Consider the following 12,039-nt stretch of genomic DNA (forward strand, 5'->3'; position numbering starts at 1 on the left):
AGATTTGGTGTAGGACAAGGGTCATGGGTTCCCCTTGTTTTGCAGGTCGCGCTCCATGGTTTCCTGGATAGCGCGGGCAATAAAGGCGGCCATGCTTTCGCCCTGGCGTTCCGCATGCGCCTGAATGACCTGCTTCTGCCCTTTTTTGACGCGGAACTGGATCTGGTCGTAGGCTTTGGCGTTGTACTTTTCGTTTGCCCTGCGGCGTGCTTCACTGATTGGCATAGTAATCCCTCATGGTTGTACTGAAATCAGTACAAAATTTTGTGTTATTTTTGTGAAATTTAATAATAGATAATACACTGATTTCAGTGTATTATCTATACAGAGGAAAAGAGGTGAGAAAATGAAAAGTATCTTTGCAGAGATTTTCTATCTGTGGAGCGAGCAGGGCGAAAAGCCCCGCAAGGAGGCGCTCCTGAGCCGTTTTGACCGCCTGCACAGCATGACGGAGGCAGGGGAAAGCGGCGAACGGCTGTGGGATGCGTGCATGGACTATGCCGACCTGTTGGAGCAGCAGGCCTTTGAGATGGGGTTCGTCTGGTCGGTAGGTCTGCGGGAAGAGCTGGCGTGTTTTCGGCTGCCGCCGCGCACGGTGTACGAAAAAAGCCCGGCATCCGGCGCATAGCGCGAACGACGGGCTTCTCTACTGGAGCTGCTGACCGGATTTGAACCGGTGACCTCATCCTTACCAAGGATGCACTCTACCTACTGAGCTACAGCAGCAAAATGGCAGGGGCAGTAGGGATCGAACCCACGGCACTCGGTTTTGGAGACCGATGCTCTACCAGCTGAGCTATACCCCTGTATGGCTCCTCAAGTTGGACTCGAACCAACGACCCTGCGGTTAACAGCCGCATGCTCTACCAACTGAGCTATTGAGGAATGTCCAAAGATGCTGGTACATCTATTACAGTTAGCCTAAATATTATAGCGCGCATTATTTCAGTTTGTCAATAGGTAAAGATAAGAAAAACAGGAAATTTATAAATAGCGATCGGGGAGCGGAGGGGGAGGGCGTGGGTTTCCGCTTTGGCGAAAGCGGGGAAGCTGCGCCTGCGCGGCGCGGGCGGACAAGAGGGGAGAAACCGTCGGTTTCTCCCCTCTTGCCAATCACCCCTTTTCCCTGATGCGCAGGCCGGAGGCCGGAACGGCTGCGCCGTTCCTATTTCTGACCAGGACCGCTCCGAAAAAAATACGGAGGCTGTTGCGGGAGCTCTGTTCGCGCGGAGGTTAGAGCGGGACAGCGGGAAAACGGATACCGCCTGTCCGAAACGGTCCATGCGCGCGTAACAGTGCGCGGGAGGGAGAAGCCGCCGCCCACCCCACCCACCACCCCCTTGGGGTGGAAGCCATTGCGCTTACCGTGATACAGCAAATGGGCGGCAGGTGGAACGCACGACCTACCTTGCGCGCGGAGCGCGCGGGAGCAAATGCCGTAAACCGGCCCTGTGGAAGCGCCAAAGCCTTGCAGCCGTGAAAAAAGGAAAGCAGGGAATTCAAAAGGGGAGGACAACCCATGCGGGTTGTCCTCCCCTTTTACCCCCGCGCAGGGCGGCGCACTGTCCCCGCTGCCGAGGGGTCTTTCCAAACAGGTTATTCCGCCAGCCGGAAAATCTCCAGGATTGCCGGCTTATCCAGCGGCACATAGCTTTTGACCGGCCCGCCGGCAGTCCTGATCGCGTTGTCGGCAAGCGTTTCGTAGTTTTCCGGCTTGATGCCGAGCTGCGCCATATGCACAGGCATGCCGATCTCCTCAAAAAACCGCTTGAGGGTCAGGATTCCGTCGCGCGCGGTGCGTTCCGGATGGGAGAAATCCATTTCCACCCCGAGGACACGGTGCGCGAGCTGCGCGAAACGCGGCACGTCATGCTCCATCACATACAGCGCCCACGCGGGGAACAGCACGGACAGGCCCGCGCCGTGCGCGATTTCATCACGGAAAGCGGAAAGCTCGTGCTCGAGCTTGTGGACAGGGAACAGGCGCAGGCGGCCGCATTCGGTCAGGTTATTGTGCGATATGCTGCCCGCCCACATGAGCGTGGCGCGCGCCTCATAGTCGTTCGGGTCGGCGATGGCGCGCCGGCCCGCGTCGCGCGTTGCGATGAGCAGCCCCTCGGCGATGCGGTCGGTGATGTCGGTTTCGCCGCCAGCGGTCAGGTAACGCTCCAGCGTGTGCATCATGATGTCCACAATGCCGCAGCCGGTCTGGAATTTGGATACAGTGAACGTGTTTTCCGGATTGAGGAAACTGATGCGGGGGCGGTTGGTCTGGCTGGTGATGCCGCGCTTTTCCTTGAGCTCCTCGTTGGTAAGCACGCAGGAGTTGCTGGTTTCCGAGCCGGAAGCCGAAAGCGTCAGCACCGAGCCGACCGGAAGCGTTTGATCGGGCGCGGTGCCGGTCGCAGCGAACTCCCAGGGGTCGCGGCCTGTGGCGACGCCCATGCCAATGCCCTTGGCGGAATCGAGGACCGAGCCGCCGCCGACCGCCAGGATGAAGTCGATGCCCTCGCGCTGGCACAGCTCAATACCGCGGCGCACCATCGAAATTTTAGGATTTGGCTCCACGCCGCCCAACTCGACAAACGACAGGCCCGCTTCAAAAAGGCTGTGCTCCACCCGATCGAGCAGGCCGGAGGAGCGGGCGCTCGACCCGCCGAAATGCACGAGCACGCGGTGCGCGCCAATCTCCTTGAGCTTGGGGCCGATATCCTTTTCGATATCGCGTCCGAAAACGACTTCGGTTGTGGTATGGATGGTGAAGTTCAGCATAGTGGGGTTCGCCCGCCCTTCTTATTATAAGATAGTTATATTATACCTGTGCGCTTGCCAAAAGTCAAAAAGTTAGATAGAATAATTACCATATGGGATGAGGGCTGCGGCGGATGGAGAAAGGCTGAATATGGTTTACGATTATTCGTTCCTGCAATGGATGCTGATATTTTATATTTACTGCTTTTTGGGCTGGTGCTTTGAGTCCACGGTCGTTTCCGTGCAGCAAAGGCGCTTTGTCAACCGCGGCTTTCTCCGTGGGCCGATGCTGCCGATTTATGGCTTTGGGGCTACGCTTCTGCTGCACGTTTCGCTGCCGCTGTATAACCATCCGGCGGCGCTTTTTGCTGTCAGCATGCTGGTAGCAACAATATTTGAGTATATTGTCGGCGTAGTCATGGAAAAACTGTTCAAGGTAAAATACTGGGACTATTCTTCCCATCGATTCCAGTTTCAGGGACGGATCTGCCTGCAATCGTCCTTGTGCTGGGGATTTTTTGGGGTGCTTCTGGCGCGGGTTATCCATCCGCCGGTCGAGGTGTTGGCGGTGGGCCTCCCGTCCGTGCTGCTGGCGGTGCTGGTGGCGCTGCTGACCATTGCGTTCGCGGGCGACGTGGCGGTATCCGTCCGCACGGCGCTCGATCTTGCCAGACTGCTTGAGGAGCTCGACGAACTGCGCGAGCAGGGCGCGGCACTGCGGCATGAGCTGTCGCAGACCGCGATGGTGCGCCTGACGAATCTATCCTATCGGGTGGACGAGGCGCGCGGCGAGTGGTCGGAGAAAATGGACGATGCGCGCGCACAGCTCAACGAAAGAATGGACGACGCGCGCGAGCAATGGTCGGATACCAAGGAGCAGATATTGGACCGGCTGGATGCGATCCAGCAGCGTTTCAACGAGCGCGCGGAAAGCCTGAAGCGCACGCGTAAGAGAATGCTGCGCGGCAATCCGAGCGCGCGGTCGGCCCAGTACGACGACGTGCTGCAGCGACTGAAGCGGCATTTGGATTCGGATAAAAAGGGATAAACTGCACAAAATGCACGAAATGATGCAAAAGCGCTGTCGCTGTGCGTCTGGTTTCGTCAGTTTTTTGCTTGCTAAAATGCGCGTTTCAGGTGTATATTAATAGTACCCCCTGAACCTACCGATTTACTGGCAAATGGGGGCATGCAGCAAAACGAACCTTTTGCAGAGAAAGGCTGATATAAGATGAAAAAATTTGTCTATGCGGATAATGCGGCGACCACGCCGCTGTCCGAAACCGCGTTCGAGGCGATGAAGCCGTGGCTGACCGAGTATTACGGCAACCCTTCCTCGCTGTACCGCATCGGGCGCGCGGCAAAGGAAGCGCTTAACGAGGCGCGCGCCACGGTCGGCAAGTGCCTGAACGCGGCCATGCCGGTCAATGAAGCGAATGACTATGCGCCGGGCGAGATTATTTTCACCGCAGGGGGCTCGCAGGCAGACAACCTCGCTATCCGCGGTTTTATGCACGGGCCGGGCGCCAAGGGCCGCAAACATATCGTCACCTCCAAGATCGAGCATCACGCGGTGCTGTATACCTGCGAGGCGCTGGAAAAGGAGGGCTTTCGCGTCACATATCTGGATGTGGACAAGCAGGGGCGCGTCGATCTGGAGCAGCTCAAGCGCGAGCTGAGCGAGGATACCGCGCTCGTCACCATCATGGCGGCGAACAATGAGATCGGCACCATCCAGCCCATTCGGGAGATTGCCGAGCTGGCGCACGCAGCGGGCGCGAAGTTCCATACGGACGCGGTGCAGGCGGTCGGCCACATGCACATCGACGTGCAGGAAATGGGTATCGATATGCTCTCGCTTTCCGCGCACAAGTTCCGCGGCCCGCGCGGCGTGGGCGTGCTGTATGTCAAAAAGGGCGTGGCGCTGGAGCCGCTGGTATACGGCGGCGGGCAGGAGCGCGGCCTGGTTTCCGGCACGGAGAACACCGCGGGCTGCATCGGCCTTGCGGCGGCCATGAAAGAAGCGGTCGAGGGCCTGGATGAAAAAATGGGCTATGTCAAAAAGCTCACCGACCGTCTGGTCGAGGGCGTGATGAAAATTCCCTATACGCACTACACGGGCGATCCGGTGAACCGGCTGCCTGGCACAGCTTCGTTCGTGTTCGAGGCCATCGAGGGCGAGGGACTGATCCTGCGCCTGGATCTTGCGGGTGTGTGCGGCTCGACCGGCTCGGCCTGCTCGACCGGCTCGCTCGATCCCTCCCATGTGCTTATGGCCATCGGCCTGCCGCATGAGATCGCGCATGGTTCCCTGCGCCTGACGCTGGGCGAGCAGAATACCGAGGAGGACGTCGATTATATCATCGAGACTGTCACCCAGGTCGTAGGCACGCTGCGCGCCATGAGTCCGGTGTGGGAAGACGGCAGACCCAACCTGACCGCGGCCTCCAACCTGCACGGATAAGCCCCAAAAGATGAAAACCAAGCATTTTGATAGATTTGAGATATAAAGGGAGTCGTAATTATGCAGTACAGTGAAAAGGTACTCGACCACTTCACCAACCCGCGCAACGTAGGCGAGATCGCAGATGCGAACGGTGTTGGCGAGGTCGGCAACGCCAAGTGCGGCGATATCATGAAGATTTACCTCAAGGTGTCGGACGACGGCGTGATCGAGGATGTCAAGTTCAAAACCTTCGGCTGCGGCGCGGCGATCGCAACCAGCTCGATGGCGACCGAAATGGTCAAGGGCAAGACGCTCGAAGAGGCGCTCAAGCTGACCAACAAGGCGGTCGCGGAGGCGCTGGACGGCCTGCCGCCGGTCAAGATGCACTGTTCGGTGCTGGCGGAGGAGGCGCTTCGCTCGGCCATCGCGGATTATTACAAGCGCATGGGCAAGGATCCGGCCGAGATCCTCGGCTGCAGCCTGGATTGCGAAGCGTGCCACCACGAGCACGACCACCACGCGCATTAAGCCGCGCGTAAACGCATATAATGAGGGCAGATTGCAAAATCTGCCCTTTTGGCATGCTTGATATATAGAAAAAAGGCAGGCTGCAGGCCTGCCTTGAGGGGATGGAAGCGTTAAAGCGCGTTTTCATGGAAGGAAGACAGGGCGCTCTGCATTTTGCCGATATTGGCGTCGTATACGTCCGCAAGCCCTGTGATGGTCAGGATGTAGTAGGCGCCGTCGGTTTGGAAATAGCTGACCTGCGCCCTGGCGGTCACGCCGCTCAGTTCGACGGTGTAGGATGCGGATTTGACGTTTTCGATCTCGGGCGCGTCCGGCCCGCCGCCGATCGCGACCTCGGCCTCGGCCGCGTCGCCGAAGGTGCTGAGCGTGGTTTGCTGGTGGTATGTGGCCAGTTCGTCCAGGTTGGAAAAGAACGCGAGCGACTGGTCAAGCGGTAGGGCCTGCACCATCACGGTGAAGCTCTGGTCGCTGTTGTCCAGCACCAGATGCTCGTCGTTACCGCCGTCGGTTACGGTCCAGCCTCCCTCGATTTCGGGTACGGACAGTGTGAACCGTCCGCTCGGCGCGTCATAGGGCATCAGAGCGGCGGCGTGGTCCGCCGTATCCGCGCCGGCATTATCTGCCGGCTGGCTGCCGCAGGCGGACAGGGAAACGGCCAGCAGGGCGGCGAGGCCCGCTGCGATGCGATGCAAATGCTTCATGAAATACATTTTCCCATTCTCTTTCTTTTTATTGCGGTACTTTCAGTATAGCATACGGGGACTCAGATAGAAACAAAAATCGTTCCGCAAGGGTGGCACACGATGACGGAAATTACAAAAAGTATAACATATCTAAAAGAATACAAAAAGTTAAAAGAAGCCCTGCTTGCCGGAAAAACACCGCTGCTTGCAGTCGGCCTGTCGGCGATCCACAAAGCGCATCTGGCGGCGGCATTGGGAGCGGAGACCGGCCGGCCGGTGTTCGTACTGACCGATGACGACAACGCGGCCAACCGCTTTGCCTCCGACCTGCATGCGTTTTCGGAAAAGCCGGTGACCGTCCTGCCGGCGCGCGACCTTGTCATGGCTGATGTGGCGGGCGTGTCGCGCGGCTATGAGCAGAAGCGGCTGGCGGCGCTGGACGGTCTGCCGGAGGCGCGGTTTGCGGTCGCCTCGGTGCAGGCCGCGGCGCTGCGGACGCTGCCGCCCGACGCGCTCGGGAGTGCGTCGGTGACCATCCGCACGGGGCAGGAGGCCCCGCTGGACGGTCTGGCGCAGGAGCTGACCCGCGCGGGCTATGAGCGGTGTACGCAGGTCGAAGGCGCGGGGCAGTTTTCAGTGCGCGGCGGCATTCTGGATGTATTCCCGCCGCAGGCGGAGCACCCATACCGCGTGGAATTCTGGGACGACGAGGTCGATTCAATCGCAACCTTTGACGTGGGTAGCCAACGGCGGCTGGACACGGCGGAGGCTCTGCGCTGTCTGCCGTGCATGGAGACACTGCCCGCGCTGGCCAAGGGCGGCGCGGCGGGGCTGGCAAAGGCTGTGTTGGGTCTGCTCTCCACCCGCCGCAAAAAGCATCCCGACCTGGCGGCCAACCTGGAACGCGACGCGGAGCGCCTGCGCGAGACCGGAGGACTGCCCGCAGCGGACAAGTACCTGCCGCTCGTCTATCCGGAGCCCGCGTCCGCGTTCGATTACCTGCCGGAAAACGCGCTTGTGCTCATTGAGGACACGCCGCGCCTGCGGGACGCGGCGCGCGATTTCCACGCCCGCATCGCGGACGATGTGACCGCCCTGCTCGAGCGCGGCGAGCTGCCGCCCGGGCTGGACGGATATGCGCTCGATTTTGCCAGCCTGTGCCGCGTGCCGCGTACGGTGCTGCGGTTGGACAGCTTCCTGAACAACGTTCCCGAACTGGCGCCGCAGCAGCTGGAAAACTTTGTAGCCAACCAGATGAACGCCTACGGCGGCAATCTGGACATGGCGGCGGCGGATATCCGCGCCTATATCCAGCAGGGACGCGCGGTGGCGGTGGTCTGTGGCAGCGGGTTGCGCTGCCGCAACATGTGCGACGCGCTGACGGGCGCGGGCATCCGCGCGGCGGTCAGCGACCTGCTGCCCAAGGGGGGACACGTCAGCGTTCTGGAGGGGACGCTGTCCGCGGGTTTTGAGTACCCAGACCTCGGGCTGGTCGTGATGACCGAGGGGCAGGTGCTTGCGCGCCGCAAAAAGGCGCCGGTCAAAAAATCCAACCGCGACAGGGTCAAGTCGTTTACCGACCTGATGCCGGGCGACCTGGTGGTGCATGAGCACCACGGCATCGGCCGGTTCGTCGGCATGGAGCGCATGACTGTGGACGGCGCGGAGCGTGATTTTATCAAGATTGCGTTTGCCGGAACGGATTTCCTGTATGTGCCGGCGACCTCGCTCGATCTGATCTCCAAATACATCGGCGGCGGGGAGAACGAGCGCGTGCGCCTGAACAAGCTGGGCGGCGCGGACTGGTCCAAGGCCAAGGCGCGCGCCAAGGCCGCGGCCAAGGAGCTGGCCGAGGGGCTGATCCGGCTCTATGCCGAGCGCGCCAAGGTCCGCGGCTTCGCTTTCCCGCCGGACGACGAATGGCAGCGGGAATTTGAGGACGCGTTTCCCTATGAGGAGACCGAGGATCAGCTCCGCTGTATCGCGGAAATCAAGGAGGATATGCAGTCCGATCGGCCGATGGACCGCCTGCTGTGCGGCGACGTGGGCTTCGGCAAGACCGAGGTCGCGCTGCGCGCGGTGATGAAGTGCGTGCTGGCGGGCAAGCAGGCCGCCATCCTTGTGCCGACAACCGTGCTGGCGCGCCAGCATTACCTGACCGCGCTGCAGCGCTTCCAGGGGCATCCGCTGACGATCGAGCTGCTCACCCGCTACAAGACTGGCTCGGAGCAGACGCGTCTGCTGCAAAAACTGGAGGCCGGCTCGGTGGACGTGGTGATCGGCACGCACAAGCTGTTCAACAAGAGGATCAAATTCAAGGACCTGGGGCTGCTCGTCGTGGACGAGGAGCAGCGCTTCGGCGTTTCCCATAAGGAGGCGCTCAAGGAGCTTTCCAAAACCGTGGACGTGCTGACGCTGTCGGCCACGCCTATCCCGCGCACGCTCAATATGGCTCTGTCCGGCATTCGGGATATGTCGTCCATAGAGGAGCCGCCGCTCGACCGCCATCCGGTACAGACCTATGTTTTGGAGCAGAACGACGGTGTGCTGCTCGACGCGATCCGGCGTGAGCTGGCGCGCGGCGGGCAGGTATACTACCTGCACAACCATGTGGAATCCATCGCGCGGTGCGCGAACCTGCTCCAGCAGCGCCTGCCGGAAGCGCGCATCGGCGTGGTGCATGGAAAAATGACGCAGAAGGAGATCGCCGCTGCCATGAATGCCATGGCGGATGGCGAAACCGATATCCTAGTCTGCACGACTATCATCGAAACCGGTATCGACATTCCAAACGCAAATACGCTGATTATCGAGAACGCGGATAACCTGGGGCTGGCCCAACTGCACCAGATACGCGGGCGCGTGGGCCGCTCGTCGCGCCACGCCTATGCCTACCTGTGTTACCGGCGCGGCAAGGCGCTTTCCGAGATCGCGCAGAAGCGCCTGTCCGCCATCCGCGAGTACGCGGCGTTCGGTTCGGGATTTAAGATCGCCATGCGCGACCTGGAGATCCGCGGCGCGGGCAACGTGCTCGGCCCCGAACAGTCCGGTCATATGATGAGCGTGGGCTACGACCTGTATCTCAAGCTGCTCGAGGAGGCCGTGCAGGAGGAAAAGGGCGAAATGCCCAAGCCGCGCGTGGACTGTGCGGCCGAGCTGCTGCTCTCCGCGAACCTGCCCGCCGCCTATGTGCCGGACGCGGGCCAGCGCGTGGACCTGTACCGCCGCATCGCGCTTATCCGCACGGAGGAGCAGAAGAGCGACATGCTCGACGAACTGATCGACCGCTTCGGCGAGCCGCCCGCGGAGGCCGTGGCGCTGCTTGATATCGCACTGCTGCGCAGCCAGGCGAGCGGGCAGGGTATTGCCGAGATCAAACAGCAGGACGGCCGTCTGCTGCTCACCTTTGCGGAAACCGACTTTGCGCGCCTGTCCGTACTGTGCGGGGACAGCGACTTCAGGGGCCGTCTGCTGCTGAACGCAGGCTCGTCGCCGTACCTGTCGCTGCGGCTGAACCGCGGGGAGGAGCCGCTTGCCATGGCGCAGACACTGGTGGCGAAATACGCAGCTACCGCATAAAGCGCATGGGCGGCTTGACTTTCGGGCAGTATATGGTATACTGAAATCAAATTCAGATCGCAACGTATGCGACGACGCGGGAAGAGTAACCGTTTTCCGGCGCGCCCAAGAGAGAGGCCCCTCCGGCTGCAAGGGTCTTGCGCGCCGCGCGGCGAAGTGCGCCCGCCGAGCATCGGGGTCAAGCGCCCCGCGGGAATGCGCCCGTTACCGCGCTTTCGAGTGAAAAACAGGAGTGGAACCGCGACGTAAAGCCGCCTCTTTGGATAAAAGGGGCGGCTTTGTTGATAGAAGGAGACCACATGTGGGATGATCTTTTGACAGCGGTGGGCGAGGTGCTGCTTGGCTTTTGACCGGACACCAGTAAGGCGGAGGATTATTTTGCCGCGGAGGTACTGGAAATAAGGGAAAAGCCCCGCTTTTCTGGCAGAAAGCGCCGTACGGTACGCCTGCGCCCGCTGATATGTCGGCCCGCAGGCTGGTACACCTGCAAAAGCAGGCATCTGCCTCTGTTCACGCCGAGACGGCGCGTTTTTGTTGCCGTCCGTAAAAACCAGATTATCCGAGTATCTGAACTGCGCCAAACAGATCAACCAGCCATTGTAAACAAATCCGAAAAGGAGATAAAGCCATGAAACTGTTCAACACCCTGACCCGTCAGAAAGAGGAGTTTGTCCCGATCACCCCGGGCGAGGTCAAAATGTATTCCTGCGGCCCGACCGTGTACAACTATTTCCACGTCGGCAACGCGCGCCCGTTCATCGTGTTCGACCTGCTGCGCCGCTACTTTGAATACCGCGGCTATAAGGTGCAGTTCGTGCAGAATTTCACCGATATCGACGACAAGGTGATTAACAAGGCCAACGAGGAAGGCGTGACCTATGACGTGATTGCCGACCGCTATATCAAGGAATACTACACGGACGCGGAGGGCCTCGGCATCGGCAAGGCGACCGTGCATCCCCGCGCGACCGAAACCATGGACGCAATTATCGGCATTGTGCAGAAGCTGCTCGATACCGGCCACGCCTACCTTGCCCCGAACGGCGATGTGTACTTCCGCACCAAATCCGATCCGGACTACGGCAAGCTGTGCCATCAGCCGATGGAGGAGCTGCAGGCGGGCGCGCGCATCTCAGTGGGCGAGCAGAAGGAGGACCCGATGGACTTCGCGGTCTGGAAGGCCGCCAAGCCCGGCGAGCCGGCGTGGGACACGCCGTGGGGCAGCAAGGGACGTCCCGGCTGGCATATCGAGTGCTCGGCTATGGTCAACAAATACCTCGGCCCGACCATCGACATCCACTCCGGCGGCCTTGACCTCATCTTCCCGCACCACGAGAATGAGATCGCCCAGTCTGAGTGCGCCAACGGCTGCGCGTTTGCGCATTACTGGCTGCACAACGGCTTTTTGACCATCGACAACGAGAAGATGTCCAAATCCAAGGGCAATTTCTTCATGGTGCGCGACGCGGCAAAGGAGTTCGGCTATGAGACTATCCGCATGTTCATGCTGTCCGCGCACTACCGCACCCCGCTCAACTACTCGGCCGAGTCGCTCGAGATGAACAAGGCATCCCTCGCCCGCCTGTACGAAGCCCGCAATAATATGGAGTTCCGCATCAGCAAGGCCGAGGGCGACGCAATGACCGCGGAGGAGTCCGCCAAGCTGGAAACCCTCGCGGCGTACAAGCAGAAATTCATTGACGCGATGGACGACGACCTGAACACCGCGGACGCGCTCTCCGCTGTGTTCGAGCTGACGCGCGAGATCAACGCCTGGATGGGCGCGCACCAGGACGCGACAAAGGCGTTTCTGACCGCGGCGCACAGCCTGTTTATGGAGCTGACCGGCGTGCTCAACCTGGTGCAGAAGCGCGAGGACGCGGCCGCCGATCCGGACGCGGACAGGATCGAGACGCTGATCGCCCAGCGCGCGGCGGCGAAGAAGGAAAAAAACTTCGCCGAGGCAGACCGCATCCGCGACGAGCTGGCCGCTATGGGCGTGACCATCAAGGATACCCGCCAGGGTACCCAGTGGAGCCGCGCGTGAGAGCG

Annotated in this window: 9 protein-coding genes and 3 tRNA genes; 6 read left to right on the forward strand and 6 right to left on the reverse strand. The window is 60.6% G+C overall.

Annotation, left to right across the window (positions count from 1 at the left end):
• Positions 1–21: 21 nt before the first annotated feature.
• Positions 22–225, reverse strand: a complete 204-nt coding sequence (locus H8S45_RS11380) for a type II toxin -antitoxin system TacA 1-like antitoxin (RefSeq protein ID WP_054328155.1) — start codon at positions 223–225, stop codon at positions 22–24.
• A gap of 121 nt (positions 226–346) precedes the next feature.
• Between H8S45_RS11380 and H8S45_RS11385 the strand changes: the two genes are divergently transcribed.
• A complete protein-coding gene (locus H8S45_RS11385; RefSeq protein ID WP_054328156.1) occupies positions 347–628 on the forward strand; it encodes a hypothetical protein in 282 nt (93 codons plus the stop codon).
• 22 nt (positions 629–650) lie between these two features.
• Here the strand turns inward: H8S45_RS11385 and H8S45_RS11390 are convergent.
• From H8S45_RS11390 to H8S45_RS11405, 4 genes are all read right to left on the reverse strand, one after another.
• Positions 651–726 (reverse strand) — tRNA-Thr (locus H8S45_RS11390).
• Between the two features lie 4 nt (positions 727–730).
• Positions 731–806: transfer RNA gene (locus H8S45_RS11395), tRNA-Trp, on the reverse strand.
• Between the two features lie 3 nt (positions 807–809).
• Positions 810–885 (reverse strand) — tRNA-Asn (locus H8S45_RS11400).
• 711 nt (positions 886–1,596) lie between these two features.
• Positions 1,597–2,772, reverse strand: coding sequence for an iron-containing alcohol dehydrogenase (locus tag H8S45_RS11405; protein ID WP_054328158.1), 1,176 nt, complete (start codon positions 2,770–2,772; stop codon positions 1,597–1,599).
• A 130-nt stretch (positions 2,773–2,902) separates the two neighbouring features.
• Between H8S45_RS11405 and H8S45_RS11410 the strand changes: the two genes are divergently transcribed.
• The 3 genes from H8S45_RS11410 (at position 2,903) to nifU (ending at position 5,725) form a co-directional block, all read left to right on the forward strand.
• A complete protein-coding gene (locus tag H8S45_RS11410; RefSeq protein WP_054328159.1) occupies positions 2,903–3,799 on the forward strand; it encodes a putative ABC transporter permease in 897 nt (298 codons plus the stop codon).
• Positions 3,800–3,982: 183 nt separating this feature from the next.
• The gene (locus H8S45_RS11415; protein WP_054328160.1) at positions 3,983–5,215 is read left to right on the forward strand and encodes a cysteine desulfurase family protein; all 1,233 of its coding nucleotides are present in this window, start codon (positions 3,983–3,985) and stop codon (positions 5,213–5,215) included.
• A 60-nt stretch (positions 5,216–5,275) separates the two neighbouring features.
• The gene (gene nifU, locus H8S45_RS11420) at positions 5,276–5,725 is read left to right on the forward strand and encodes a Fe-S cluster assembly scaffold protein NifU (RefSeq protein ID WP_054328161.1); all 450 of its coding nucleotides are present in this window, start codon (positions 5,276–5,278) and stop codon (positions 5,723–5,725) included.
• Positions 5,726–5,835: 110 nt separating this feature from the next.
• On the opposite strand, the gene H8S45_RS11425 is transcribed toward nifU, so the two are convergent.
• Entirely contained in the window at positions 5,836–6,426 is a 591-nt protein-coding gene (locus tag H8S45_RS11425; protein WP_147574272.1) for a hypothetical protein, read from the reverse strand.
• Positions 6,427–6,528: 102 nt separating this feature from the next.
• Here H8S45_RS11425 and mfd point away from each other — a divergent pair, with 102 nt between their 5' ends.
• Together mfd and cysS are read left to right on the forward strand one after the other, a co-directional pair.
• Entirely contained in the window at positions 6,529–9,987 is a 3,459-nt protein-coding gene (gene mfd / locus H8S45_RS11430) for a transcription-repair coupling factor (RefSeq protein ID WP_186950107.1), read from the forward strand.
• A 628-nt stretch (positions 9,988–10,615) separates the two neighbouring features.
• Entirely contained in the window at positions 10,616–12,034 is a 1,419-nt protein-coding gene (cysS, locus tag H8S45_RS11435) for a cysteine--tRNA ligase (RefSeq protein WP_107631265.1), read from the forward strand.
• Positions 12,035–12,039: the final 5 nt, after the last annotated feature.

Origin of the sequence: Agathobaculum faecis, from assembly GCF_014287995.1 — a bacterium.
Lineage (GTDB): Bacteria > Bacillota > Clostridia > Oscillospirales > Butyricicoccaceae > Agathobaculum > Agathobaculum ammoniilyticum.

What these genes read in the sequence shown, in the direction of transcription:
- H8S45_RS11410 (WP_054328159.1), top strand. Translation starts at nt 2,903, where the DNA reads ATGGTTTACGATTATTCGTTCCTGCAATGGATGCTGATATTTTATATT.
- cysS (WP_107631265.1), top strand. Translation starts at nt 10,616, where the DNA reads ATGAAACTGTTCAACACCCTGACCCGTCAGAAAGAGGAGTTTGTCCCG.
- H8S45_RS11425 (WP_147574272.1), bottom strand. Translation starts at nt 6,426, where the DNA reads ATGAAGCATTTGCATCGCATCGCAGCGGGCCTCGCCGCCCTGCTGGCC.
- mfd (WP_186950107.1), top strand. Translation starts at nt 6,529, where the DNA reads ATGACGGAAATTACAAAAAGTATAACATATCTAAAAGAATACAAAAAG.
- H8S45_RS11380 (WP_054328155.1), bottom strand. Translation starts at nt 225, where the DNA reads ATGCCAATCAGTGAAGCACGCCGCAGGGCAAACGAAAAGTACAACGCC.
- H8S45_RS11415 (WP_054328160.1), top strand. Translation starts at nt 3,983, where the DNA reads ATGAAAAAATTTGTCTATGCGGATAATGCGGCGACCACGCCGCTGTCC.
- nifU (WP_054328161.1), top strand. Translation starts at nt 5,276, where the DNA reads ATGCAGTACAGTGAAAAGGTACTCGACCACTTCACCAACCCGCGCAAC.
- H8S45_RS11405 (WP_054328158.1), bottom strand. Translation starts at nt 2,772, where the DNA reads ATGCTGAACTTCACCATCCATACCACAACCGAAGTCGTTTTCGGACGC.
- H8S45_RS11385 (WP_054328156.1), top strand. Translation starts at nt 347, where the DNA reads ATGAAAAGTATCTTTGCAGAGATTTTCTATCTGTGGAGCGAGCAGGGC.